24 protein-coding genes are annotated in these 24,469 nt (G+C 43.8%); 13 read left to right on the forward strand and 11 right to left on the reverse strand.

Annotated features, from left to right (window positions below; all coding sequences use genetic code 11):
- Window positions 1-116: 116 nt before the first annotated feature.
- The 11 genes from G8O23_RS01070 to G8O23_RS01120 all read left to right on the forward strand — a co-directional run bounded on the left by G8O23_RS01070 (window position 117) and on the right by G8O23_RS01120 (window position 13,195).
- A complete protein-coding gene (locus G8O23_RS01070) occupies window positions 117-737 on the forward strand; it encodes a TetR/AcrR family transcriptional regulator (protein WP_166360830.1) in 621 nt (206 codons plus the stop codon).
- The gene (locus tag G8O23_RS01075) at window positions 734-2,008 is read left to right on the forward strand and encodes a TolC family protein (RefSeq protein ID WP_166360832.1); all 1,275 of its coding nucleotides are present in this window, start codon (window positions 734-736) and stop codon (window positions 2,006-2,008) included. The genes G8O23_RS01070 and G8O23_RS01075 overlap by 4 nt, the downstream gene beginning before the upstream one ends.
- 16 nt (window positions 2,009-2,024) lie before the next feature.
- On the forward strand, window positions 2,025-2,924 hold the full coding sequence (locus G8O23_RS01080; protein WP_166360834.1) for an HlyD family secretion protein: 900 nt from the start codon (window positions 2,025-2,027) through the stop codon (window positions 2,922-2,924).
- Between the two features lie 229 nt (window positions 2,925-3,153).
- Complete coding sequence (locus G8O23_RS01085) at window positions 3,154-4,074, forward strand: ABC transporter ATP-binding protein (protein WP_166360836.1); 921 nt, start codon at window positions 3,154-3,156, stop codon at window positions 4,072-4,074.
- Between the two features lie 2 nt (window positions 4,075-4,076).
- Complete coding sequence (locus G8O23_RS01090; RefSeq protein ID WP_166360838.1) at window positions 4,077-4,823, forward strand: ABC transporter ATP-binding protein; 747 nt, start codon at window positions 4,077-4,079, stop codon at window positions 4,821-4,823.
- Between the two features lies 1 nt (window position 4,824).
- A complete protein-coding gene (locus tag G8O23_RS01095) occupies window positions 4,825-5,931 on the forward strand; it encodes an ABC transporter permease (RefSeq protein WP_166360963.1) in 1,107 nt (368 codons plus the stop codon).
- A 4-nt stretch (window positions 5,932-5,935) separates the two neighbouring features.
- On the forward strand, window positions 5,936-7,087 hold the full coding sequence (locus tag G8O23_RS01100; protein WP_166360840.1) for an ABC transporter permease: 1,152 nt from the start codon (window positions 5,936-5,938) through the stop codon (window positions 7,085-7,087).
- 261 nt (window positions 7,088-7,348) lie between these two features.
- Window positions 7,349-10,261 carry a M16 family metallopeptidase gene (locus tag G8O23_RS01105; RefSeq protein ID WP_166360842.1) on the forward strand — a complete coding sequence of 971 codons (2,913 nt, stop codon included), beginning with the start codon at window positions 7,349-7,351 and terminating at the stop codon, window positions 10,259-10,261.
- 121 nt (window positions 10,262-10,382) lie between these two features.
- Window positions 10,383-10,910, forward strand: a complete 528-nt coding sequence (cysC, locus tag G8O23_RS01110; protein ID WP_166360844.1) for an adenylyl-sulfate kinase — start codon at window positions 10,383-10,385, stop codon at window positions 10,908-10,910.
- Between the two features lie 52 nt (window positions 10,911-10,962).
- Window positions 10,963-11,868 carry a sulfate adenylyltransferase subunit CysD gene (gene cysD / locus G8O23_RS01115; RefSeq protein WP_166360846.1) on the forward strand — a complete coding sequence of 302 codons (906 nt, stop codon included), beginning with the start codon at window positions 10,963-10,965 and terminating at the stop codon, window positions 11,866-11,868.
- Window positions 11,869-11,917: 49 nt separating this feature from the next.
- The gene (locus tag G8O23_RS01120) at window positions 11,918-13,195 is read left to right on the forward strand and encodes a sulfate adenylyltransferase subunit 1 (RefSeq protein WP_219932351.1); all 1,278 of its coding nucleotides are present in this window, start codon (window positions 11,918-11,920) and stop codon (window positions 13,193-13,195) included.
- A gap of 2 nt (window positions 13,196-13,197) precedes the next feature.
- Here G8O23_RS01120 and G8O23_RS01125 read toward each other — a convergent pair whose 3' ends face one another.
- The 11 genes from G8O23_RS01125 to G8O23_RS01170 form a co-directional block, all read right to left on the reverse strand.
- Window positions 13,198-13,635 (reverse strand): NUDIX domain-containing protein, encoded by a 438-nt coding sequence (locus G8O23_RS01125; protein WP_166360848.1) that lies wholly within the window; start codon window positions 13,633-13,635, stop codon window positions 13,198-13,200.
- Between the two features lie 3 nt (window positions 13,636-13,638).
- Complete coding sequence (locus G8O23_RS17505) at window positions 13,639-13,761, reverse strand: hypothetical protein (RefSeq protein ID WP_262888048.1); 123 nt, start codon at window positions 13,759-13,761, stop codon at window positions 13,639-13,641.
- A 24-nt stretch (window positions 13,762-13,785) separates the two neighbouring features.
- A complete protein-coding gene (locus G8O23_RS01130; RefSeq protein ID WP_166360850.1) occupies window positions 13,786-14,571 on the reverse strand; it encodes a C40 family peptidase in 786 nt (261 codons plus the stop codon).
- Window positions 14,572-14,631: 60 nt separating this feature from the next.
- Complete coding sequence (locus tag G8O23_RS01135) at window positions 14,632-15,474, reverse strand: CPBP family intramembrane glutamic endopeptidase (RefSeq protein WP_166360852.1); 843 nt, start codon at window positions 15,472-15,474, stop codon at window positions 14,632-14,634.
- A 17-nt stretch (window positions 15,475-15,491) separates the two neighbouring features.
- Window positions 15,492-16,193 (reverse strand): tRNA/rRNA methyltransferase, encoded by a 702-nt coding sequence (locus tag G8O23_RS01140; RefSeq protein WP_166360854.1) that lies wholly within the window; start codon window positions 16,191-16,193, stop codon window positions 15,492-15,494.
- 97 nt (window positions 16,194-16,290) lie between these two features.
- Window positions 16,291-18,339 carry a gluzincin family metallopeptidase gene (locus tag G8O23_RS01145; RefSeq protein WP_166360856.1) on the reverse strand — a complete coding sequence of 683 codons (2,049 nt, stop codon included), beginning with the start codon at window positions 18,337-18,339 and terminating at the stop codon, window positions 16,291-16,293.
- Window positions 18,340-18,404: 65 nt separating this feature from the next.
- On the reverse strand, window positions 18,405-19,232 hold the full coding sequence (locus G8O23_RS01150; RefSeq protein WP_166360858.1) for an aminotransferase class IV: 828 nt from the start codon (window positions 19,230-19,232) through the stop codon (window positions 18,405-18,407).
- Window positions 19,233-19,310: 78 nt separating this feature from the next.
- Window positions 19,311-20,468: a hypothetical protein gene (locus G8O23_RS01155; RefSeq protein ID WP_166360860.1), complete on the reverse strand. Its 1,158-nt coding sequence runs from the start codon at window positions 20,466-20,468 to the stop codon at window positions 19,311-19,313.
- Window positions 20,469-20,933: 465 nt separating this feature from the next.
- The gene (locus G8O23_RS01160) at window positions 20,934-21,569 is read right to left on the reverse strand and encodes a hypothetical protein (RefSeq protein WP_166360885.1); all 636 of its coding nucleotides are present in this window, start codon (window positions 21,567-21,569) and stop codon (window positions 20,934-20,936) included.
- Window positions 21,570-21,613: 44 nt separating this feature from the next.
- The gene (locus tag G8O23_RS01165; protein ID WP_166360887.1) at window positions 21,614-21,952 is read right to left on the reverse strand and encodes an STAS domain-containing protein; all 339 of its coding nucleotides are present in this window, start codon (window positions 21,950-21,952) and stop codon (window positions 21,614-21,616) included.
- Between the two features lie 12 nt (window positions 21,953-21,964).
- Window positions 21,965-22,312: an Hpt domain-containing protein gene (locus G8O23_RS01170; RefSeq protein WP_166360889.1), complete on the reverse strand. Its 348-nt coding sequence runs from the start codon at window positions 22,310-22,312 to the stop codon at window positions 21,965-21,967.
- A 199-nt stretch (window positions 22,313-22,511) separates the two neighbouring features.
- On the opposite strand from G8O23_RS01170, the gene gcvT reads away from it, so the two are divergent.
- Complete coding sequence (gene gcvT / locus G8O23_RS01175) at window positions 22,512-23,615, forward strand: glycine cleavage system aminomethyltransferase GcvT (protein WP_166360891.1); 1,104 nt, start codon at window positions 22,512-22,514, stop codon at window positions 23,613-23,615.
- Between the two features lie 72 nt (window positions 23,616-23,687).
- Window positions 23,688-24,419, forward strand: coding sequence for a 2-phosphosulfolactate phosphatase (locus G8O23_RS01180; protein WP_166360893.1), 732 nt, complete (start codon window positions 23,688-23,690; stop codon window positions 24,417-24,419).
- The last annotated feature ends 50 nt before the right edge of the window (window positions 24,420-24,469 follow it).

Genomic DNA, 24,469 nt, shown 5'->3' on the forward strand with positions numbered 1-24,469 from the left:
CACTAAATTAACCATACGGTTAAAATAATTGGTTAAAAATTTGGAAAACCCTATTCCTGTGTATTATATTTGTCCAAATAATTAAACCAAACGGTTAAAATGTAAAAATTGTTTAAATGACAGATGATAAGGTAGATACGGAAAAGGCTATTCTCAACGCAGCTAGGCAGGTATTTGTTCGCAAAGGGCTTGATGGTGCTCGTATGCAGGAGATAGCCGATGAGGCGGGTATGAATAAGGCCCTGCTGCATTACTATTTTAGGAGTAAGGAGAAGCTTTTTAAGATGGTTTTTCGTGAGGCGATGTCAAAATTCTTTCCTGGAATGGTAGTAATACTAGGCTCCTCAGAAATTCCTATCGAGAAAAAAGTGGAGGCCTTTATTGAAAACTACATTAAAATTATTCAGGAGAATCCATTTATTCCCAGCTTTATTATTGGAGAGCTGAATAAGAATCCAGAGCAGCTTACAGAATTCTTTGTAGAATCGGGTATTGACACATCAAAGGTTGCTTTCATTCTAAAAGAGGTTATTGCTAAAGAGCTAGGCATTACTATTCAACAGGCTAGGCATTTGGTGGTGAATATTATTGCGCTTTGTGTATTCCCTTTTGTTGGTCGCCCATTGCTTGAGAAGATTATCTTTCAGTCAAATCAGGATGAATTCGACCAGTTTATCTCGGAGCGAAAAGCAGTTATATTGAATTTGATAAGAACTTCAATTAATCGATCCGTATGAGAAGAGCATTAGTTTTAGTTGCTATAGCCGTTCTGTCTATACTCTCTATAAAAGGACAGGAGACAAGAACCATCACTCTGCAAATGCTCTATGATGCTGTTGAGCAGAACCACCCAATTTCTGGGATCAATCCACTTTTAGATTCGTTAAAAAATCTGCAAATCAAAAATGCTAATGCTTCTTACCTTCCAAAGGTCGATGTTAATGCTTCAGCATCTTGGCAATCGGATGTTACGGAAGTTAACATTCCTTTTCCTGGGGTTACAATTCCCACGCCCGATCGCGATCAGTACCGCTTGTCGCTGGATGTAGGTCAAATTATTTGGGATGGTGGGGTTACTTCCGCACGCAAGGAGATTGCTATTGCTCAGGCAGAAGCGGAAAAAAGCAGCGTAAGGACTGAGCTGTATAGCTTGAAGGATAGGGTTAACGAAGTCTATTTCTCAATTATTCTAATTGATGTTACCCAGAAGCAGCTAGAATTGATGAGAACGGAATTAGCATCAAGGCTAGAATCATTGGAAGCGGGTGTTAACAATGGAGTAGTTTTGCCCTCGGCAATTGCAGGTATAAAGGCCGAAATCATTCGTCTGGAACAGAAAATGATGGAGTTACCCTCACGCAAAAAATCGATGATAAGCCTTCTCGAATCGCTCACCCAGCTGGATTTTTATGCAACCGACAACTTTGTGCCTCCCATTGTTAATGAGGCTAATAGTTCGAAGCTTAATCGTCCTGAACTGTTAACTTTTACATCGCAAAAAAGTTTGTTTGATGCTCGTTCAAGCCTTGTGTCAAAAAAGCGAATGCCCATTATCTCTGCTTTTGTATCATCGGGTTATGGTAAGCCAGGGTTAAATATGCTTAGCAATGAGTGGAATCCATACCTTATGGCAGGTGCAAGGCTAACCTGGAATATCTGGGACTGGAACACAACCAACCGCGAGCGCGAGCAGCTATCCATTCAAAAAAGGGTAATTGACCAAAGGCTGCAAGCATTTGAGCAGGGAATTGAAAGTGCGGTGAAGTCATCAGACAATCAGATTGAAACGTTAACTAAACAGCTGGAACTTGATAGTGAAATAATTGAACTGTTGTACGATGTAAAGCGCAAAAGCGAATCGCAGCTTGCCAACGGAGTTATTTCGTCAACGGAATACCTTGCCGATTTCAATGCGGCGGCTAGAGCAAAACTCGATATGGAGTATCGCAAAATATTATTGAATAAAGAAAAGGTGAAGCTATACTACATATTAGGGATAGATTTTTAAATGATAATCAAAAGGTATGAAAACAAAACTAGTTTTTCTAACAGCACTTGCAGTCATTGTTTCTGCCTGTTCCTCTGGTAATGGAGATTTCGATGCCTCGGGAACCTTCGAAACAACCGAGGTAATCGTATCGTCCGAAGGGTCTGGAACAATTTTACAGCTTGATATTGTAGAGGGGCAAAAACTCAATGCAAATCAGGTGGTGGGCTATATCGATAGCACTCAGCTATACTTGAAGCGAGAGCAGCTAAAAGCTTCACAGCGCGCGTTACAGAATCGGCGTCCCGATATTGCAAAGCAGCTGGCCACAATTGAGCAGCAGCTAGTTACTGCAAAGTATGAGCGGAACCGTATTGAGAATCTTGTTGCTGATAATGCCGCAACTACTAAGCAACTCGATGATGTGAATGCTCTTGTGCTTAACCTCGAGAAACAGCTTGTAGCTACCAAATCGACCCTAGAAAAAACGGATAGAGGTGTAGTGGCAGAGCATGAGGCTATTGAAATTCAAATTGCACAGCTTGATCATCAGCTTGCCAAATGCCGAATTACTAGCCCAATTGAAGGACAGGTGCTTGTAAAGTATGCTCAGGCAGGTGAGTTGGCCATTGCCGGAAAACCTCTGTATAAAATTGGCGATACCGACAATATGGTTCTACGGGCCTACATCACCGGCGACCAGATTAGCCAGCTAAAAATTGGGCAAGCCGTTAAGGTTTTTGCCGATTTTGGAAAGGATAATGAACGTGAGTACGAAGGTACTGTTAGCTGGATATCCTCAAAGTCGGAGTTCACCCCCAAAACCATTCAAACCCGCAACGAGAGGGCAAACCTGGTGTATGCAGTAAAAATCAACGTTAAAAACGATGGATACCTAAAGATTGGGATGTATGGGGGGGTGAGGTTAGGAAGTTGAGAACTTGCCTGCCTATGGCCTATGGCCAGGTTTAGGATTTAAAGTTGATGCCCGACAACTCTTGCCCTGAGCGAAGTCGAAGGGGACAACCGATAACCGATAACTGATCTCGTCAACCTCCAAAAAGCGTCGGTTTAAGAGACAGGCAACCGATAACTGATAACCGATAACCGATAACTGATAACTGATAACCGATAACCGATAACCGATAACCGTTAACTGATAACAAATGATCTCCTGCAACAACATTTCAAAGCACTACGGAAAAATTCTGGCTCTTAAGGATGTTAGTTTTACTGCTAACGAGGGCGAGATATTCGGTATTATTGGTCCCGACGGGGCGGGGAAAACTACCCTTTTTCGTATTCTTACAACGCTAATTCTTCCCGATGATGGAAGCGCAACGGTTGATGGTTTTGATGTGGTGAAGGATTATAAAGAGATTCGTAAGCGGGTGGGATATATGCCTAGCCGATTCTCGCTTTACCAAGATTTAACGGTTGAGGAGAACCTAAACTTCTTTGCAACGGTTTTTAATACAACAATTGAAGAGAATTACCATCTAATAAAGGATATATACATCCAAATTGAACCCTTTAAGACTCGCAAAGCAGGCAAACTTTCGGGCGGGATGAAGCAGAAGTTGGCGCTTAGCTGCGCCCTTATCCATAAGCCAACAGTCCTTTTTCTCGACGAGCCCACTACGGGGGTTGATGCAGTATCGCGAAAAGAGTTTTGGGAGATGTTACAAAAGTTGAAGCAACAGGGTATAACCATAATTGTATCTACACCCTATATGGACGAGGCCAGCCTATGCGATAGGATTGCCCTTATCCAGAATGGAAGTTTTCTGAAAATCGATACCCCAGATAGTATAGTTAGGCAGTTTGAAAAAACGTTGTGGACTGTTAAAAGCAATAATATGCCGAAGCTGCTAAGGGATTTGCGCAGCATCGATGGGGTTGAGAGCTGTTTTGCCTTTGGCGATAGCCATCACACCATTGTAAACGAAACCAAAATATCAATAGAGGATATCAAGGCGTTGCTGGAGCAAAAATCGCATAGTAAGGTTGAAGTTAGTAGAACCACACCAACCGTTGAGGATTGTTTTATGGAGCTAAGCCGCACAGCAATAAATGGTAAAGAGTAACGATGCAAAAGGAAAAGGTTATTATTGTTGAAAATCTAACCAAAAGGTTTGGGCAATTCGTCGCTGTGGACAACATCTCTTTTGAGGTGGAACGTGGCGAAATATTCGGTTTTCTTGGTGCCAATGGTGCGGGAAAAACTACGGCCATGCGAATGCTGTGTGGGTTAAGCATTCCTACTTCGGGTAAAGGGTTAGTTGCTGGTTACGACATCCATCGTCAGGCGGAAATGGTAAAGCGGAGCATTGGCTATATGAGCCAGAAGTTTGCGCTGTATGAAGATTTAACTGTTGCTGAGAACATATGGGTTTACGGAGGGATTTACGGTGTGCCGCAAAAAGAAATAGCAAAACGAACCGATGAACTTCTCCAAAAGTTAGGCTTTGAGTCGAAGCGAAACGCATTGGTTAAATCGCTTCCATTGGGCTGGAAGCAGAAGTTGGCCTTTTCAGTGGCCATTTTTCACAGGCCAAAGATTGTGTTTTTAGATGAACCCACAGGAGGTGTTGACCCCGTTACACGCCGTCAGTTTTGGGAGATGATATACGATGCGGCAGATCAGGGTATCACTGCTTTTGTAACCACTCACTATATGGACGAGGCCGAGTATTGTAACCGCGTTTCCATTATGGTTGATGGGCGAATTGATGCATTGGACTCGCCGCAAAACCTCAAGAAGCAATTCAATGCACAGGATATGGATGGTGTGTTTCAGCAGCTGGCGCGCAAGGCAAATAGTAATGGATATTGATATGAAGCAGCTCCTCTCATTCGTTCGCAAAGAGTTTCATCATATATTCAGAGATAGAACCACAATGGCTATACTTCTGCTGCTGCCAATCCTTATGCTTATCCTATTTGGCTACGCCATAAATACCGAGATTAGGAATACCCGCATTGCCATTTACGACCCATCGAATGACGAGGCCACCAGGGCCATTGCAGAAAAGTTGGATGCAAGCGAGTATTTCACGGTGATAAAATATCTTAATCATCCCGCTGATGTTGAATTGGAATTTCTAAAGGGCTCGGTGCAGATGGTTGTGTCGTTTAGTCAGAATTTCTATGAGAATATGACCCGAGCTGGCGATGCGCAGATTGCGCTTATTACCGATGGTACTGATCCCAACTCTGCAAAAACCATAGCAACCTATGCCACCAGCATTTTGGGACAGTATCAGCAGGAAAAATTTAGGGTTGAAACCATTCCTTACCATATCGATACTCATTTAAAGTTGCTGTACAATCCACAGATGAAAGGGGCTTACAATTTTGTGCCAGGCGTTATGGGAATGATCCTTATGCTAATTTGTGCCATGATGACCTCCATTTCCATTGCCCGCGAAAAGGAGATGGGCACCATGGAGGTTCTACTGGTTTCGCCGGTAAAACCGTTGGTTATGATTATTGCCAAAACCATTCCGTACTTTTTCCTTTCCCTTGTCAATCTGGCAACCATCCTTTTGCTTTCGGTATTCTTGCTGGGTGTTCCCATTGCAGGGAGTTTCTTTTGGCTTATCGTCCTTTCGCTTATCTATCTTTTCGTGAATCTATCGCTTGGGCTAGTAATCTCATCGTTTGCCCAATCGCAACTTGTGGCATTGCTTATGTCGGGTATGGTGCTTATGATTCCCGTAATCATGCTGTCGGGATTAATGTTTCCTGTAGAGAATATGCCCAAATTCTTTCAGGTGCTTTCCCAAATCATTCCGGCTAAGTGGTACATAGTTGGGGTGAAAAAGATAATGATAAAAGGGCTTAGCTTATCAGCAATTACATTAGAATTGGGCATACTACTGGGAATGGCTGTGATGTTAATTGGTATTAGCTTGAAAAAATTTAAGCACCGATTGGAATAGAAAGATGAATACATTTTCTAAAAATAATCGTTTCGGATTTAGCAGCATAAAATTTCTGCTAAAGAAAGAATTTCTGCAGATGAAGCGCAACAAGTTTATTCCTAAGGTTGCCATTGTGTTGCCATTTGTTGCGCTAACCCTTTTCCCCATGGTAGCCAATTTCGATATAAAGGATATTAAGTTGGCAGTTGTAGATAATAATCGGAGTACCTACTCGGATCGCTTAATCAATAAAATTACATCATCGGGGTATTTCCATTTGGTTGATATTGTCGAAAGCTACAATCGAGCGTTATGGCTGGTTGAGCAAGATATTGCTGATATTGTCCTTGAAATCCCCCCTCGATTCGAAAAGGATTTAGTTACTGCGAATGCAGCAAGCGTTCAAATCTCAACAAATACGGTAAACGGAATGAGGGGCGGTCTTAGCAGTGCATACCTTATGGGCATTGTTAACGATTTTTCCTCTGAAGTTCAGCACGAGTGGATTCAAACTGGCTCAGGGCATATTTCCCCATCGTTCGAAATAGTTCCCCGATACAATTTTAACCCTATGCTTGACTACAAATACACAATGATACCCGCCATAATGATGATGATGCTTGCTGTTATCACAGGGTTTTTACCTGCCCTTAATATTGTTGGTGAGAAGGAGAAGGGTACCATTGAGCAGATGAACGTTACTCCGGTTAGTAGAATTGCGCTAATACTTGCCAAGCTAATTCCCTACTGGATTATTGGCTTTGTGGTGCTAACCATCTGCTTTTTTGTGGCTTGGCTCTTTTATGGAATGATTTCGGTTGGTAGTTACGGTCTAATTTACCTTTTTGCAGCGGTTTTCACCTTAGCATTTTCGGGTTTTGGACTAATGATCTCCAACTACGCATCAACCATACAGCAGGGGATGTTCATAATGTTCTTCTTTGTAATCACCTTTATATTCTTAAGTGGTTTATATACTCCTGTTAGCAGTATGCCCCTGTGGACACAGGCCGTTAGCCGCATTAGCCCGCTAAGGTATATGGTTGAAGTGTTGCGTTTTATTTTCCTAAAAGGGAGCGATTTTTCTGCCCTAAAATGGCATTTTGCAGCTCTTTGTGGCTTTGCCGTCTTCTTCAATGGCTGGGCTGTGTTAAGTTACCGTAAAATTCATTAAGAACATATCTGCTCCAAAGCAAATATTCTTGAACGGTAGCTTGATTTTGGCCAATATATTCACATTTATTTGTGTGGTTTTAAACTTAGTTGTCAGTTGTGAATCAAAGTTAGGTTAATGGTTATCTGCTGATTTTAGTTGATGATCTGCATTCCGATTTAATGATGTTGTGATGATTTACCTTGTTTTATAAGCTTATCATGCATAACTTTATGCCATATTAGCTCTACTAATTACATTCTAAACCTAAAAACAAGAAAAATGAGAAAAACCAAAAATTTGCTATTTATGCTTCTTTTGCTTCCCGTTATGGCGCTAATTATATCGTCGTGCGGATCGAAGTATAGCTACGAAACGGTTCCCGGTGACCCAATGAATACTAGGATTTATACTTTGGATAATGGCCTTAAGGTTTACCTTAGCGTTTACGAAGATGAACCCCGCATTCAGGCTTACGTGTCAGTTAAGGTGGGTAGCAAGAACGACCCTGCCGAAACAACCGGTCTGGCTCACTACTTTGAGCACCTAATGTTTAAGGGTACCTCGCAGTTTGGTACTCTCGACTGGGAAAAGGAAAAGCCCATGCTCGACGAGATTGAGTCTCTTTTTGAGAAGTATCGCAATGAGACCGACTCTGAGAAAAGAGCTGCCATTTACAAGGTGATCGACAGCGTATCGTACGAGGCCTCTAAAATTGCCATTCCTAACGAGTACGACAAACTTATGAGCGCTATCGGTTCAAGGGGGACTAATGCTGGAACCTCAAACGATTTTACCGTTTACATGGAGAACGTTCCCAGCAACCAGCTAGAGAACTGGGCGATTATTCAAGCCGATAGGTTTGCCGATGCAACTATTAGGCTTTTCCATACTGAGCTTGAAACCGTATACGAAGAGAAGAATATGTCTCTCACACAGGATGCTCGTAAGGTTAGCGAGGTGATGTATCAACTGCTTTATCCTAACCATCCCTACGGACAGCAAACTACCCTTGGCGAGGCTGAGCATCTAAAGAATCCTTCAATCATCAACATAAAGAATTTTTACGATACTTACTACGTACCTAACAATATGGCCGTTATCCTATCGGGCGATTTTAACCCCGATGAGGCCATTAAGATTATTGATAAGTATTTTGGAAAGTTGGAAAAGAAAGAGGTACCCGAATTTACATTCGAACCCGAAGAGCCAATTGCTGAGCCTAAAGTAGCTGAGGTTGTTGGTCTCGAGGCAGAGCGTCTAAGCATTGGCTTCCGTTTCCCAGGCGCAGCAAGTCGCGAAGCCATGATGGCCGATATGGTGGGTATGATGCTTTCCAACCGTTCCACTGGTCTTATCGACCTAAATGTTAACCTGCAGCAGAAAACCTTACGTTCAGGTGCATACGTGTCCAAACTTACCGACTACTCTATGCTTAACCTGTACGGAATGAATAAGTCAGGACAAACGTTAGAGGAGGTTAAGGATATTCTGCTGGAGCAAGTTGAACTGCTAAAAAAAGGTGAGTTCCCCGATTGGATGATTGAGGCTACAATTAATAACCTCAAGCTAAACGAGATGCGTAGGCTCGAGAGCAACTCAGGCAGGGTTTGGATGATGTCAAGTAGCTTTATTAATGGAATAGATTGGAAGGATGCCGTTTCGTATATCGATGAGCTGGGTAAAATAACTAAGGAAGATCTGATTGCCTTTGCCAATGAGCACCTGGGCAACAACTATGCAGTGGTATACAAGCGCCAAGGACAGCCCGATGTTGAGCTTGTTGAGAAACCATCGATTACCCCAATTCATATCAATCGAGATGTGGAGTCGGAGTATTTAGCCGCTTTCAAGGAGCGTAAGGTGGTAGAGATTGAGCCCGTATTCCTCGATTTCGATAAGGAAATTAACAGGGTTACCACCTCAAACAACCTCGAAATTTTACATAAGGAGAATGTTGAGAACGAAACCTTTACCCTGTACTACTACTTCCCATTTGGTAGCGATAGCGATAGAATGATGAATATCGCCTCCGGATATCTAGAGTATTTAGGTACTTCGGAGTTCACAGCCGAACAAATCAAGCAGGAGTTTTACAAGCTCGCTTGCTCTTTCAATGTGTTCTCATCGCGCGACGAGACCTATGTGTACGTGAGCGGCCTAAGCGAGAACCAAGAGGCAGCCGTGAAACTACTCGAATTGCTAATAACCGATTGCCAGCCCAATGAGCAAGCCTTAGGTCTATATATCAACAATGTTTTACGCTCAAGAGAAAATGCTAAGCAAAACCAACGCTCGGTATTCTCTGGTTTGGTTGATTATGCCACCTATGGAGCTAAATCGCCATTCACAAACCAGCTGCCAGCTAAGGATCTACGTGCTCTAAAGGCCGAAACGCTTATTGCCAAAATTCAGGAGTTGCCAACATATCCTCATAAAATCCTTTACTATGGCCCATCGTCGCCAGCTGAGCTGAAGGAAATGGTTGAAGAAATACACTCTGTTCCTGAAACATTCGCCGAGGTGCCGGCAGCTTTCAACTTCGAGGAGTTAGCCACCACTAAAAACCGCGTAGTATTCTCTCATTACGATGCTAACCAATCGTACCTACAGCTTATTAGCCGTGGAGTTGATTACGATTACGACCTGTTGCCAAATGCGATGATGTTCAACAACTACTTTGGTTCGGGTATGAGCGCGATCGTATTCCAGGAACTGCGCGAGAAGCGTGGATTGGCATACACAGCATGGTCGCGTTACACTTTCCCAAGTAATCCTGCCAACCCCTTTATGAACAATGGGTTTATAGCAACGCAGAACGATAAGGTAATTGAAGCATTTACAGCTTTTGATGACCTTTACAATAATATGCCAGTATCAGAGAACTCCTTTAACCTAGCCAAAGATCTGTTGCTTACAAGCATAAGAAACGAAAGGGTTACCAAAATGAGCGTAATCTGGCACTATTTGCGTACTCAGAAAATGGGTTACGAGGGTGATATTCGCAAAACATACTGGGATGTAGTGCCATCGCTAACTATTGATGATGTGGTGTCGTTCAACGAGAAGTATGTAAAAGAGCAACCCAAAACATACGTAATTCTTGGTAACGAGAAAGTGGTTGATTTTAAAGAGATATCTACAAAGTTTGGACCGGTTGAAAAGGTAAGCCGCGACAAAATTTTCCAGTACTAGTATTTCTTTTAGATTTAAAGATAAGCGGGGGCTATATGCTCCCGCTTTTTTTATGCGACCTACTGCCATTTTCACCAATCCTTATAAATGCTATCTTTGCACTACCAAACCATAAATTCTAATGAGTAAAGCCCTAACCATTTGGTTTACCGGATTGCCTTCGGCAGGGAAAACTACACTTGCCAACGCTTTGCATCAGAAGCTTTGGGATCGAGAAATTGCCTCGATTATGATTGATGGCGACGATTTTCGAAAGTCATTCTGCAGCGACTTAGGTTTCTCTCTCGAAGCTAGGCGCGAGAATATTCGCCGAGCCGCTTCTATGGCACGAATGGTGAACGATTCTGGTGTAACCTCCATTTGTTCCTTTGTGTCACCAACCCAAGCCATTAGGCAGCTGGCTCGAAGTATTATTGGTAACGATAGGTTTATTGAGGTATACGTAAACACTCCGCTGGAGGTATGTATGCAGCGCGATGTTAAAGGGTTATACCATCAGGCCAACTTGGGCAACATTAAAGATTTAACCGGTGTGTCGTCGCCTTACGAGGCACCCGAAAACCCAGCCATACAGGTAGATACTTCGCAGGGTACATTGCCCGATAACATTGACTACCTTGTTAATTTCATACTTAAAAAGTTTTGTTAGCTTTGTTTTCTAGTTTGTTAAGCAAGGTTTTTATTAATTTATCGATAACAGCATGAAACAGTTTTCAATCAATCATTTGCGCGAGTTAGAGTCGGAGTCCATTTTTGTGATACGTGAGGTATGCGCACAGTTTGAGAACCCGGTAATGCTTTTTAGCGGAGGGAAGGACTCCATCGTGATGTTTCACCTTGCCCGCAAGGCCTTTTATCCCGCACGGGTGCCATTCCCTTTAATGCATATCGATACAGGGCATAACTTCCCCGAAACCCTTGAGTTTCGCGATTGGCTTGCCAAGGAATCAGGCGCTTCGGTAATCGTTGCATCGGTTCAAGAGTCAATCGATCAGGGTAAGGTTGTAGAGGAGAAGGGCTATAGCGCCAGCCGTAATAGGCTGCAAACCGTTACCCTGCTCGATGCCATAGAGAAGCATAAGTTCGATTGCGCCATGGGAGGCGGTAGGCGCGATGAGGAGAAAGCCCGTGCCAAGGAGCGGTTCTTCTCGCATCGCGATGAGTTTGGCCAGTGGGATCCCAAGAATCAGCGGCCCGAGCTGTGGAATATTTTCAACGGTCGTAAGGGTATGGGCGAGCACTTCAGAGTTTTCCCCATTAGCAACTGGACCGAAATGGATATCTGGCAGTACATCCTGCTTGAGGATATTGCCATCCCGAACCTATACTATTCGCATGAGCGCGAGGTGTTCGAGCGCGACGGAGTGCTCTACGCCAAAACTCCATTCATGATGGTGAAAGATACCGAGAAGGTGGAGACCCGTGTGGTTCGGTTCCGAACCATTGGCGATGCCACCTGTACCGGCGCCGTGGAGTCGGAGGCACATTCATTAACCGATATTATTAGAGAGGTGGCTGCCATAAGAACCACCGAGAGGGGTACGCGTGCCGACGATAAGCGAAGCGAAGCTGCCATGGAGGATAGAAAGATTGAGGGATACTTCTAATATCCTAAACATCTCACATCAACAATAATTAATAAGGATATTTTTTACTATGGATAAGACTTTTAATGATTCCGCATACCTAGATATGGAGCTGCTAAGGTTTACCACTGCAGGCAGTGTTGATGATGGCAAGAGCACTCTGATTGGTAGACTACTGTACGATTCCAAAGCAATTTTTCAGGATCAGCTCGAGGAGGTTGAGCGTGCCAGCGTTAAGAAGGGCGATGAGCATATGAACCTAGCCTTGCTTACCGACGGATTAAGGGCCGAGCGAGAGCAGGGTATTACCATTGATGTGGCGTATCGTTACTTCCATACCCCCAAGCGTAAGTTCATTATTGCCGACACCCCCGGTCATATTCAGTACACCCGCAATATGGTTACAGGAGCATCCACAGCAAATGCTGCGGTTATACTAATTGATGCTCGCCATGGTGTGATTGAGCAAACCATACGCCACGCTTACATTGCTTCGCTACTGTGCATTCCGCACATCATTGTGTGTGTTAATAAGATGGATTTGGTGGACTTTAGCGAGGATATATTCAACGCTATTCAGAAACGATTCCTTGAGTTCTCTACCAACCTTAATCTGAACGATGTGAGGTTTATTCCCATCTCAGCTTTGCACGGCGATAATGTGGTGGAACGCTCCAAGCGAACTCAGTGGTACGATGGCCCAACCCTAATGTTCTTGCTGGAGAACCTATACATCAGCAACGATTACAATCAGGTTGATGCCCGATTCCCTGTGCAGTATGTTGTTAGGCCTCAGTCCGATGATTTTCACGATTTTAGAGGGTATGCAGGCCGAATGGCCAGCGGAACATTTAGCATTGGCGATAGGGTTAAGGTATTGCCCTCGGGTTTTACATCAACCATCGAGTCAATAGTTTTTCATAAAGAAAAGCTCCAGAGCGCCAGCGCACCACAATCGGTAACCATAACCCTTGCCGACGATTTGGATGTAAGCAGGGGTTGTATGCTAGTTCCGTTCGAGAACGGGGTAAACGTGGAGCAGGATGTAAACCTAATGGTTTGCTGGCTAAGCGATAAACCGCTTAACCCAGCTGCTAAGTATGCGGTTAAGCATACCTCTAGCGATGTGCGCTGTATGGTTAAGGAGGTGAAGTACAAGGTAAATATAAATACTCTCGAGAAGGATTTCGACGATAGGAACATTGGGCTAAACGATATTGCTTGCATCAATATTAGGACAACAAAACCCTTGTTTTTCGATTCGTACAGAAAGAATCGTATTACTGGGAGTTTAATTATAATTGATGAAGCTACGAATGTAACCGTGGGAGCGGGGATGATTTTATAGCTTTACAGCCCAAGTTGGGCAAGTGCATATTCAATTACCTCCTTGTGGTCGAAAGCCAAAGGAGGTAATTCGTTTATGGGGAACCACTCAGCCTCAGCGGCATCGTCGCCAGCCAAAAGCTTGCAATTACTTGGGCTGGTAAATCCGTAGTGTACCACAGCAATGTTGCGTCCGCGCGGGTCGCGTCCAATGGTATCGAAGGTGGCAAGTTGCTTCAGGTCAATGGCATTTAGCCCGGTTTCTTCAAGGAGTTCGCGTTTGGCTGCATCAGCAAGTAGTTCATCCATTTCGGGAAATCCACCGGGAAGTGCGTATGCATCCTTGTATGGCTCGTTACCGCGTTTTACAAGTAGTAATTTGAGAGGGGACTCTTTGTCTTTTAGGAAGACTACCGAGTCCACCGTAACGAGCATTCTCGGGTAATCGTAGGTGTATGGCATCGTTTAAAGGTTGTTCTGTGGATTGAAATTGTCATCCTCATTGTTGGCCTTACCATCCCTTTTCCTAAATGCAATCCAAAGTGCAAAGGCAATTATGGCTACTACAATTACGATTTGAGGTTTCATACATTCAGGTTTTAGGCAATCTATCTAATCATTCAGTACCCTTTTTATTACTCTTAGCTTATGTGAATACCGTTTGTGCTGTAAATTGTATATGCCCTGTTGATCAAGAAGATCGATCTTAACATACCCCGAGCTGTGAATAATCTTATTCTCATTAAGAATTATGCCCACATGGATTATGTTTCCCTCCTCGTCATCAAAATAGGCAAGGTCGCCAACGCGGGTTAGATTAATAAAATCGACCGTACTGCCCAAACTAACCTGCTGGCTTGCATCGCGGGGTAGGCTAATGCCAATCATTTTGAAAATCACCTGGGTTAGGCCTGAACAGTCAATTCCGTAGGGCGACCGTCCACCCCAAAGGTAGGGCGAGTTTACGTAGCTCTCGGAGAAGTTAATAATATCTTGCTCTGTGCTTTTTACTGATTCCACAGGAATGTTAAAGGTTTTGTATGTTTCGTTAAGCAGGCCAAACGTTCCATTTTCGGCGTTAAAATTGTAAAGTGTTGAGCCTGGGCATAGCCTAATGGGGAAATCGTTAGTGTTTGCTTTGGCGGTAAATAGTCGAGTGGCTACGGATGAAACCCCGTCGAGGGTTAGTAGCCCCATCTGCTCATCATCGAACTGCTGGCAGTGCTTACTGTCAATCCATCCCTCGTATTGGTCGAGCGACTGCCTAACCCGGAACCACTCACGATGCTCCTCTAGTATCTCAAAGGTTTCGCCAAAAAGCGGTTGGCTAATCATCTCGCTTCGCTTAAAGGGCTCTTTGCGTAGGGCAGCCAAGCATTGGTTTACAACTCCAAACATAGCAAACGTTCTTTTTTTGTAAATGTATCACTTTTACGCCTATTGGTAAAGAAATGAACATTAAAAAATGGTCTTATTTCCCTCAACCCTTGCAACGGTGGGGGAAATTGGTTTCTCAAGCCTTTTGTTAAGTATGTAGACACAAGCTGCAGCAACCACCGCAGCCCCTGCAATTATTATAATATACTTGATGTCGGTCATGATAAGTTCTCTGAGCTCCATATCCTCATATTTCGATACATCAATTCCAATAATATCAGGTAAAGTAGCCGTAAAATTGTTAAAGGCGTGGATGATTATTGCAAGCGAAGTGCTTCGTGTTCGGTAGTAAATCCACCCTATGAAGATTCCTAGGATCAGGGCCGAGATGAATTGCCAAGGATTTAAATGAACCACCCCAAACAGAACGCTTGATGCAACTATGGCAGTAGCGGGAGAGTAGCGCTTTAGTAAACCTTTTAGCATGATTCCTCTAAATATTAGTTCCTCAAGCACAGGCGCTAGCACCACAATGGTTGTGAATGTGAAAATATTCCTTGGGTTACCCATACTTTGCCTGAAAAGTTCTGCAAACTCATCGGACATGGGGATAAGCGATGAGAGTGGAATGGTTAACGATAGCTGAATACTTAAAGTACCCAGTAGGATTACAGGAATTATCATCCCATTTGGAATCTTGTAGTTGAAAGTGTAATCATCACTTTTGTTTCTCCAGATGGAGAAAAGTATCCAAAACGATAACCCCATGGTAACTAGGTAGAACAAAAAGGTGGTGGCTTCTGTACCAATTATACCTCTTAGAAACATAATTGGCGACAGGAAGAGTGTTACGGCTAGGGTTATTGCCAATAAACCAATGCTTTGCCCAATGCTGAGGTAGTTTTTAGAAATCTGGTCGGTCATATATGGTTGCGTTAACTTTAAGAATCCTTACTATTTTCAATCGAATCAATTACTTTGGCCGATACGGAGTGAAGCAGGTTTATATCCTCATCGGATATTTGGCCAAGGCGCTCCAATACTCTTCCGTGAACCAACGATGCTTCGGTTATTCCAATTGTATTTAGAATTTGAATTATTCTATCCTTAAGGGGTTTGTATCCAGCATTTTCTTTTGCAACGCTAGGAGTTGCCAAGCTGCTAACCGCAATGCTGGAAAGTGAATAGGCAAAAACCATAACTGCCTGAGCCAGATTAAGCGAAGGGTAGGGCTGGGGGAGTGGGATAGAGGCAACAGCATCGCAAAGAGCCATATCGCTGTTCGATAGCCCCGACTCCTCGCCTCCAAACACAATGGCTACCGATTGTATGGAACTCTTCTTTTTTTCGATGAACGATTTCAATTCATGGCTCGAAACAATATCCTGCTTTACCCAGCGCTGCTTTGCCGATGTGGCAACCGAAAAGTCAATATCATCAAGTGCTTTGGAGAGGGAACTGAAAACCATGGCGTTATCCAGTATATCATGCGAACCATGGGCTAACATCAGCGCCTTGTCGCACTTATAATCGCAGGGGTTTACTAACCTTAACTCTTGAAATCCCATGGTTTTAATAGCTCGGGCAGCAGCTCCCACGTTTTCGGGTACTGCAGGCTCAACAAGTATAAATTTGATTTGCATGTTTATCTGCTTTGTAATAAGCAAATTGAGCTGGCTAGGTTAACTTAGCCAGCTCAATCCTTATTTGTGTAAGGTTTCTGAGAACTTCATCTCACGGTTATTTTTTCACTACCGAGATAGCCTTTTCGGCTGCATTTAGTGTGGGCTCAATGGATAGTGGCGACCCAACTGCTCCTTTCATCCAAAGTTGAGGAATGATGCTTCCCTGCTCAAATATTCGCTGAATCTCGTTGGCAAAATGTTTACCTGCGATGTGCTGCTCGAGTTGGAAATCGATTAGTAGCCCCATGGGGTATGCCGACAGGTAAAGCGGATTGCTAATCATATGGCTATACACTGCCAGTATGGGCTCGTCGGTGCTGCCAAAAACATCGGCGTAGTACTTATTCCAAATATCCTTAGCTATGCTAATGGTTGCCTCCTTAAGCTGTGCTGGGGTGGCGTGGGGATTTTCGTATAGCCATCTCCAAAGGTTTATATCTACTAGCGACACGCCCATAATCTCGTAACACTGCCAAAGGTTGTCGAGGGCCTGCAGATGTACTTTCTCAGGATTGTTATCCTTTATGCCCAGTACATCTAGGTCGCGTTTTTGGAAGATAAAGGCAAGGGCCTCGGTGAAGGCAGTGTTGGGTACTCCTGTAAGCGTGTAGTAATCCACGTCGTGCAGCGTGATGGTTTGCTCAACGGTGTGGCCAAACTCATGCATTGCAATGTTAAACCCTTTGTAGTCCATACCGTTTGCCCCAATGCGGGTGCGGAGTAGGGCAATGTCTTCGCGCATGGCTGCGCCCCATGCATGGCCAGCACCTCGGCTTCCCTCAACGGCAATTTTCGATTGAAAAAACTTGGCCTTATCCTTACTCCATCCCAGGGAGGTTAATATGTTGGGGATCTCGTTTTGGTATGCCTCAGCCGACGAGAATCGTTTGGCAACGGCGTTGTCAAGCACTTCGGCTGGTATGCTGCTTCGCGATTTGAAACCATCGTACCAAATATCGAAGGGTTGCAGTGGGCGTCCAAGCCTCTCGCTAATTAGTTTGCCAGCCTCTCGCACCTGCTTTGATGATACAAAGTCGATGAAAAGCTTCTCAACATCATCAACAGGAATCTCGTAGGTCGATTCGAAACGACGTTGGATAAAGCTAGGCATATTGGGGTAGAAAGCATCCATATCCTCAATGGCCTTGAAAAGGTTGAGCAGATGCTTATACCTAGTGTTGGGCTCGGCTGAAGCATCAACCGTTTTGTCATCCTTAGCCACCTCGTTGCTAATGGGGTTCCAGATGTACTCATCGTTAGATATAACCTTTTGTGGAATGGATTGATCGATGATGCGTTGCATTACTTGGTAAATCATCTGTTGCCTCTCGAGACCACCCTCGGTATTGGCGTACTGCGACTTTAGCTCGTCGCGAAGCCCCCAGTGGGTGATGAGCTTCATGCCCTCGGGGAAAAGTTGCTCCCCATGCTCGTTCCGAAGGTTCGCCATGTAGATATTGTAATCATCAATGTAGGCGTCGGCATCGGTGCTGATGCGCGAGTAGTTTTGCTGTAGCTCGGCAGGTACACGCGAGGTGAACCTATCGCCCATTCGGGCGTATGCCCACTGCTGGCGTGTCCAGCTAGGGCCTAACTCCGTCTTCTCATTTAGGCTGTAGAACGGAAAGTTAAGCGCAGTAACAAAGGCAATTTTGCTGGTGTACAAGTCTTCGGAAAGGTGAGCCGAGGCGCTAAATCCACCAAACATCATATCGATTGGGGTAACGGGGCCCATGTCGAGGTGCAATGGGCGCATCAGATCCTTGCTAATCTTCAAAAAGTTTCCGCTTAGCACTTCAAATCCGAAGGAAAGCTTGTTGAACAGGGTCTCCAACTCTGCTTCATCGGCAACAAACCGCTCCTCGCAGAAAGTTTTGAACTCTTCGAATGAACCGTCTGACTGTCGCCAAAGGTTGGCCACTTGGCTAACGCCACGCTCAATGCGGAACTTTTGGCCTTCGCCAAATTCTTTTAACAGTTCGTTTTGGGTTTGTTCAACCTGAGTCTGAGTGATGGGGCTTCCCTCAATGCCCTTCTCTTTCGGGGCGCAATGTGTCATGGTAAGGAGAATGGGGATGGTTAGTAATAGAACAATACGTTTCATAATGTTTTATTTTAAGGGTTTTGTTTGGAGTGTATGTGACAAAGATATTGAATTACTTACCTTTTTTATATGTCGGATGTCAGCGATTTAACCATTAGCTCATCGTAAAGCTTCATCATTATTTTTGTGGAATCTGGGATTGTCGCAAATGTATGATCTGCAATTTTGGCTATTGGTAACACTTTTGATGAAGTTCCGGTTATAAAGGCACCATCCATTGCCATAATTTCTGATGTGTGAATGGGTCTCTCCTCCAGCATGATACTATTCTCATGAGCGAGTTTAATCACCATTGTACGTGTAATGCCCTCTAATACTTGCTGTGAGGGAGGGGTTACTAGCTTGTTGCCAAATACTGCAAAAAAATTGGAACGGCTGCCCTCGGTTATGAATCCCTGAGAATTCACCAGCAGCATTTCATGGGTCTGCGATAGACATATGGCCTTATCGGCTGAGCCTCTAAGGTGAGGGTTTTCCAACTTCACATTGGGGTTGTGGCGCTCAATGGGGAGCAGTTCAACTCTAACGCCATTCTCGTACACCTCGTTACTTGGGTAGTTGCTCTCAACAAAACATGCGTAAAGTTCTTGATGCTCGTTTTGACAATAGAAGTTTAGCTTAAGATTCTTTTCCTTTACGTAATTGGCCTTTAGTAGCTTGATTACATTGGTTTTGATGCAGCTAATGTCAATGCAATTTAGCTGCGAAAGCATCACCGACTGGTATAGCCTTTCAAGGTGTTCAGCAAGGAAAAGGCCTTTTCCGTCAATAACTCTAATCACCTCATAGAATACCTTGGTGGTATCGGGGAGTTCGATGATAAGGTTTTCTGTTGGCTCAATGCTTTGGTTGTGAAGGTAGAGTTTCTCGGTATTGCTAATGCTGATTTTCATAGCTGATGTTATTTGTAATCAATAAAGCATAGAAGAACAATCTATGCTTTATATTTTTTGAGGCCGATAGCATTGGGTTTACTCTGCTATATCAGTATGCTCTGCATACTCTTTGAGTATGTTTTTTATAAGTGGATGGTAGTAATGCTTGAAAAATTTTGCTCGGTTGGTTGTGCTAAATCGAGTTAAGAAATGGTTTATGGTTTTGCCCCCAGCAATTTTCGATGTCCACATATGGGCTGGATTTTCAGCAAAGTTGGCACAAAAGTAGAACATCTTACCATTGTTTTTGCCTTCAATAATAGCTGGGAATGTATTGGAGATGCCAATTCGTTTTAGCTTCTCCTCCCCTTCGGGTGTAAGGTGCAGCTTGAAGTGCGAGAGGACCTTGTTGCCTCCTGGCTCAATAACCTCGAACCAGTTTTCGTATACAATTTGGTTGGCAACCTCAAATCGTTGCACAGCCTCGTCGCTCGATATTATGACTGGAAAGCCTTGGGTGAGATGCTCATCAATGGCAAGCACCTCAATAAGCCCGTCGTTATTTAAAAAAACAATTCCCTGTTTGCTGTTTGGCCAAACTCCTAGATGTTGCGACTCGTAAAGGTTTTTCATCCAATGGGGTGGGCCATCGGGTGCATTCACGTTGAGCGAGCTGAAATACTTGCCCGACCAGCCCTTCCAGTTTATATCAAGTAACTCCTCGGTTTTAATTCGAACTAGCGCATTGGTGGGCGTGCTAAACATGTTGTACTCTCCAATTACAAGCTTATCCTTTTCCAACATACTTTTTAGCAGGAGGTAATCGTTTTGATTGAGTCCCCCGTATACCTTTTGTGAGCGTACGGGTTTTGTTTTGCCCTTGTACCATTCGAACGATTGAACCCCATAGCAATCGGCATAGTATGCCACATCGTATTTCTCAGCATACTCCTCCACCTCATTTATGCGTATGCTTTTAAAGTCAAAGGCTTCGGTTGCTATGTCGATGGGAAAAAAGCCGTAGTAGTCGCTGTTGTTTGAGTATGCTTTGCCGTTAGGTTTTACAAACCTATTGTAGTTCAAAGCCCAAACTAGCGACTTGTGCTCTGGCCTGTCGAGCTGCGTAACAGTTTTGTCCAGTATGTAAACGTTTAGGGTCTGGCGGTCTTTAAATCTCCATCCTATGTGTAGTATCATAAATACTAGCAGGATAGAGGCTAGGGCAAAGAGTGTAATCTTAATGTATTTTTTCATCGAATCGATCTTTTCAACGGGATCTACGTGCATTAAATGTACCCAAATTTACAAAATTTTATTGTATAATCTGCAAGGGTATTGTAGATGAGGGGGTTCATATATGCATTTGTTGTGGTTGCATTGGCTACATATTGTTTATAGAGTTGGGGTTTTGCTGTTCACTATTTCCACAGATTGGGGATAAAGTCTTGTGTTTTTCGTGGCAAATGAGTGTTGTTGCAATTAGGCTAACCTGCTTTAGGTTGTGTATGTGCTTGTTATGGAATGAGAGCAATTTTTGGCACAATTTTTATACTTTACCTTGATAGTGTTCCCCAACAACACGATTTATATAAAAAGGCTGCAAACACCAGCAGTCGGGTTGCCCAGGTTCGCCAATGTCAGCCAAGCATGTTTGTCCAACCTATTTTAGTCCCAGATTCACTTCGGATCTGGGCAACCTTTTTTTTGGGGGGGGCGTTGTTATTGCTTCTGAATAATACTGCGGTAAAACGATACGATGGCTCGTCTTTCGCTAAAGGTGGGGATAATGTCAATGGCCTGATTTCCGATGTATTGCCTAAAGGTTAGTTTTCTTGCACTTGCCAATGATTCAAAAAGTTCAACCGGGATTTCATATACCTGCTTGGTCCTTTCCAAAGTGTTCAGGGTAGTGGTTGAGGTGCGTATTAGTTCACTTCCGTTTTCCTCACCCTCAAGGTCAAGGGTTGACTCATTATTACTTAATTTATCTACTAGCATTGTTTCGGCACTAACAACTTGTCTTGTGCTCTGCGAGTGAGCGGTTAGCTTGGTATGGTTGTCGTCAATATCAATAAAAAGTATGGAGCCTGGTGGATCGGTAGCCTCATCGTATTCGTGTGTTATGGTTAGGTAAACGGTTTTTTGGCCACTATCCGAAACTTTGCCGAAATGCTCAAGCCCTAGCGAGTTGTATAGCGAGTAACTTTTAAGTAGCGATTTTTGGTGGATGTAAGCATTGGGCTTAAGTTCAATTTTTAGGGTATGCTCCTGCAGGTACTTATCGTAGGTAAACCTGTTTAACGACGAGCATGAACACAAAAATATAATTGCTATGATGACTGTAACGGTTCTCATATCCTATCATTTATCCCCCAGAAATTATTAAAAAAAAAACTGTGCTACTTAAAAGAGTTTAGGCACTCATCCATATTTGTTCTGATGTCGAAAACCGTTTGCAGCTGCAGTAGATGCACCAAGGCCATAACCTCAGGGGCAATGTTGCATAGCTTAAGCTGAGCATTGCTTCCTTTTGATGATCGTAGTACCGATAGCAATGATCCAAACCCAGAGCTGTCGATGTATTCAATTCCACCCAAATCTATTACCATCTTCATGCTGGGTTGGTCAAAAAGCTTAGCAACCTCAATTTTGAAGTTTTGCGATATTGCTGCATTCAGCTTGTTCTCGTTTGCAATGGAAACAACAAGCACATCATTTATCTTTTCTACATTTATCATGGCTACAAAATTTTATTGTCTGCTTAGTATATTGTTAAGTTCATCGATGCCCTCTTTGCTGGCAACCTTAAAGTGATCGATTATATCCTGCGCTTCTCCCGAATTGTCGCTTGCATTGGCAAGCTCCTCGAGCTGTTTCATTTTTACGGCTAGGTTGTTCATGCCCAGGGTCGATACGCTACCCTTAACCTTATGGGCAAGCTTTGCCAATAGGTTATAGTCCTTACTCTTGAGCAGCAAGTCGAAACGTTGGTTAAAATCATCAACCTGATTGGTAAACATTTGAACCAAGTCTTGAATCAACTCCTTACTTCCAGCCGATATCTCCTCTAGCTTTGCAACATCAATGTGCTTGTACATGGGTTTGGCGAATTGATTACACAAATATAGTTAAAATCGTTTTATAGTGCGTTATGCTATTAATAAGAAAAAATGAAAAATGCCTGCTGCATAACAACTCACTAGCACCAACTTTTGTACTTACTCAAATTGGCAATTATCAAAATTTGCCTTAGGTTTGTACAATAATATAAACTATACAGCTAATAGATATATAGCAATGAAAACAACACCATTTACAAAGTTTCACATTGAGTTGGGTGCTAAAATGGTACCCTTTGCCGGTTACAATATGCCCATTGAGTACTTTGGCATAACCGATGAGCATGTTACCGTTCGCGAGAAGATTGGGGTTTTTGACGTTTCGCACATGGGCGAGGTTTGGGTAAAAGGCCCCAATGCGCTAAGTTTCATTCAGTACGTTACCTCCAATGATGTTGCAGCGCTTTCCGATGGTAAGGTTCAGTACTCATGCTTTCCTAACGGAAAGGGGGGTATAGTTGACGACCTACTTGTTTATCGTGTCGATGCAGAAACATACCTGCTTGTTATAAATGCTGCTAATATCGATAAGGACTGGAAATGGCTATGTAGCCATGCACCCAAGTTCAACCTAACTCCCGGCGAGGAGCTTTACAATGCCTCCGACGAGATTGCACAGCTTGCAGTTCAAGGGCCTTTGGCGCTTAAGGCGATGCAAAAGCTAACCAGCGAATCTGTTGAGGATATGGAGTATTACACCTTCAAAAAGCTCGAGTTTGCAGGGGTTAAGGATGTTATCTTCTCAACAACAGGATACACTGGCGCTGGTGGATGCGAGATATACTGTGCCAACGACGTTGCCGAAAAGATTTGGAAGGCTGTGTTCGAAGCTGGTGAGGAGTTTGGCATTAAGCCCATTGGCCTAGGTGCTCGCGATACCCTTCGCCTTGAGATGGGCTTCTGTTTATACGGGAATGATATTAGCGATAGCACTTCGCCCCTCGAGGCTGGTTTAGGTTGGATTACCAAGTTTGTTGATCATAAAGATTTTATCGACAAGCAGTATATGCTCGACCTTAAAGCCAACGGCTTAAAGCGCAGGCTAGTTGGTTTCGAGATGGTTGACAGAGGCATTCCTCGTCAGCATTACGAGATTGTTGATGCACAGGGTGAGGTGATTGGTGAGGTAACATCTGGGACCATGTCGCCCATGATGAAGGTTGGAATCGGAATGGGTTATGTGTTAACCCCCTTTGCTAAGGCCGATACAGAAATCTTCATTAGGGTCCGCAACAAGGATCTTAAAGCTAAGGTTGTTAAGATGCCTATCTACAAGAAGTAATTTATTAGCACAATTTTTAAGGTGTAGAGGTAAATGCAATGTTTATCTTTACACCATAATTTTTATAATCATATGGAGAAGCGAAAGGTTGAGGTGTGCTTTACACCCGAGAATATTCAGTACTTCGATATTAGTAATTCACATATTGTTGTGGTAGATGTGCTTAGGGCAACATCGGCCATTTGCGCTGCCTTTGCCAATGGAGCCAAGGCTGTTATCCCAGTGCCAAGCATCGACGAGGCCAGAAAGGCCAAGGAAAACGGCTACATTGTGGCCGCCGAGCGCGATGGCGTAACCCTCAGCTTTGCCGACTTTGGGAACTCCCCCTTCAACTTTACCGCCGAACGCATAGGGGGACGCGAGGTGGCGTATAGCACCACCAACGGTACCCGTGCAATTATTGAAGCGTCAAAGGGACTATCGGTAGTGGTAGCTTCATTCATCAATATTTCTGCTGTTGCCAACTGGGAAATGGCTACTGGCCATGGTGATGTGCTTGTTCTATGTGCGGGTTGGAAGGGTAAATTTTGCCTCGAGGACACTCTTTTTGCTGGCGCTTTAGCCGAGCAGCTGCTGGCTAATGAAATTTTCGAAACGCAATGCGACGGCACTCAAGCTGCATTGCAACTTTGGGGTAATGCCAAAGGCAATATTAAATCGTACCTCGAGCTGGTTGCCCAAAGGCATAGGCTCAAAAGGTTAGGCCTTGATGATGTTCTCGATTACTGCTTTACCCCCGACAGCTCATCGGTGGTTCCCGTTCTTCGCGAGGGTAAGTTGGTTGCAGCAAAGCCCCAGTTGTAGATACTGATTTGATCCTTACTCTTAGGGAGATGTAATGTGCCTGTTAATGA

This window comes from Perlabentimonas gracilis, assembly GCF_011174675.1.
Classification (GTDB): Bacteria; Bacteroidota; Bacteroidia; order Bacteroidales; family Tenuifilaceae; genus Perlabentimonas; species Perlabentimonas gracilis.

Excerpts from the sequence above, each read along its gene's own strand:
- G8O23_RS01070 (WP_166360830.1), top strand. The coding sequence starts at position 117 with ATGACAGATGATAAGGTAGATACGGAAAAGGCTATTCTCAACGCAGCT.
- G8O23_RS01075 (WP_166360832.1), top strand. The coding sequence starts at position 734 with ATGAGAAGAGCATTAGTTTTAGTTGCTATAGCCGTTCTGTCTATACTC.
- G8O23_RS01080 (WP_166360834.1), top strand. The coding sequence starts at position 2,025 with ATGAAAACAAAACTAGTTTTTCTAACAGCACTTGCAGTCATTGTTTCT.
- G8O23_RS01085 (WP_166360836.1), top strand. The coding sequence starts at position 3,154 with ATGATCTCCTGCAACAACATTTCAAAGCACTACGGAAAAATTCTGGCT.
- G8O23_RS01090 (WP_166360838.1), top strand. The coding sequence starts at position 4,077 with ATGCAAAAGGAAAAGGTTATTATTGTTGAAAATCTAACCAAAAGGTTT.
- G8O23_RS01095 (WP_166360963.1), top strand. The coding sequence starts at position 4,825 with ATGAAGCAGCTCCTCTCATTCGTTCGCAAAGAGTTTCATCATATATTC.
- G8O23_RS01100 (WP_166360840.1), top strand. The coding sequence starts at position 5,936 with ATGAATACATTTTCTAAAAATAATCGTTTCGGATTTAGCAGCATAAAA.
- G8O23_RS01105 (WP_166360842.1), top strand. The coding sequence starts at position 7,349 with ATGAGAAAAACCAAAAATTTGCTATTTATGCTTCTTTTGCTTCCCGTT.
- cysC (WP_166360844.1), top strand. The coding sequence starts at position 10,383 with ATGAGTAAAGCCCTAACCATTTGGTTTACCGGATTGCCTTCGGCAGGG.
- cysD (WP_166360846.1), top strand. The coding sequence starts at position 10,963 with ATGAAACAGTTTTCAATCAATCATTTGCGCGAGTTAGAGTCGGAGTCC.
- G8O23_RS01120 (WP_219932351.1), top strand. The coding sequence starts at position 11,918 with ATGGATAAGACTTTTAATGATTCCGCATACCTAGATATGGAGCTGCTA.
- G8O23_RS01125 (WP_166360848.1), bottom strand. The coding sequence starts at position 13,635 with ATGCCATACACCTACGATTACCCGAGAATGCTCGTTACGGTGGACTCG.
- G8O23_RS17505 (WP_262888048.1), bottom strand. The coding sequence starts at position 13,761 with ATGAAACCTCAAATCGTAATTGTAGTAGCCATAATTGCCTTTGCACTT.
- G8O23_RS01130 (WP_166360850.1), bottom strand. The coding sequence starts at position 14,571 with ATGTTTGGAGTTGTAAACCAATGCTTGGCTGCCCTACGCAAAGAGCCC.
- G8O23_RS01135 (WP_166360852.1), bottom strand. The coding sequence starts at position 15,474 with ATGACCGACCAGATTTCTAAAAACTACCTCAGCATTGGGCAAAGCATT.
- G8O23_RS01140 (WP_166360854.1), bottom strand. The coding sequence starts at position 16,193 with ATGCAAATCAAATTTATACTTGTTGAGCCTGCAGTACCCGAAAACGTG.
- G8O23_RS01145 (WP_166360856.1), bottom strand. The coding sequence starts at position 18,339 with ATGAAACGTATTGTTCTATTACTAACCATCCCCATTCTCCTTACCATG.
- G8O23_RS01150 (WP_166360858.1), bottom strand. The coding sequence starts at position 19,232 with ATGAAAATCAGCATTAGCAATACCGAGAAACTCTACCTTCACAACCAA.
- G8O23_RS01155 (WP_166360860.1), bottom strand. The coding sequence starts at position 20,468 with ATGAAAAAATACATTAAGATTACACTCTTTGCCCTAGCCTCTATCCTG.
- G8O23_RS01160 (WP_166360885.1), bottom strand. The coding sequence starts at position 21,569 with ATGAGAACCGTTACAGTCATCATAGCAATTATATTTTTGTGTTCATGC.
- G8O23_RS01165 (WP_166360887.1), bottom strand. The coding sequence starts at position 21,952 with ATGATAAATGTAGAAAAGATAAATGATGTGCTTGTTGTTTCCATTGCA.
- G8O23_RS01170 (WP_166360889.1), bottom strand. The coding sequence starts at position 22,312 with ATGTACAAGCACATTGATGTTGCAAAGCTAGAGGAGATATCGGCTGGA.
- gcvT (WP_166360891.1), top strand. The coding sequence starts at position 22,512 with ATGAAAACAACACCATTTACAAAGTTTCACATTGAGTTGGGTGCTAAA.
- G8O23_RS01180 (WP_166360893.1), top strand. The coding sequence starts at position 23,688 with ATGGAGAAGCGAAAGGTTGAGGTGTGCTTTACACCCGAGAATATTCAG.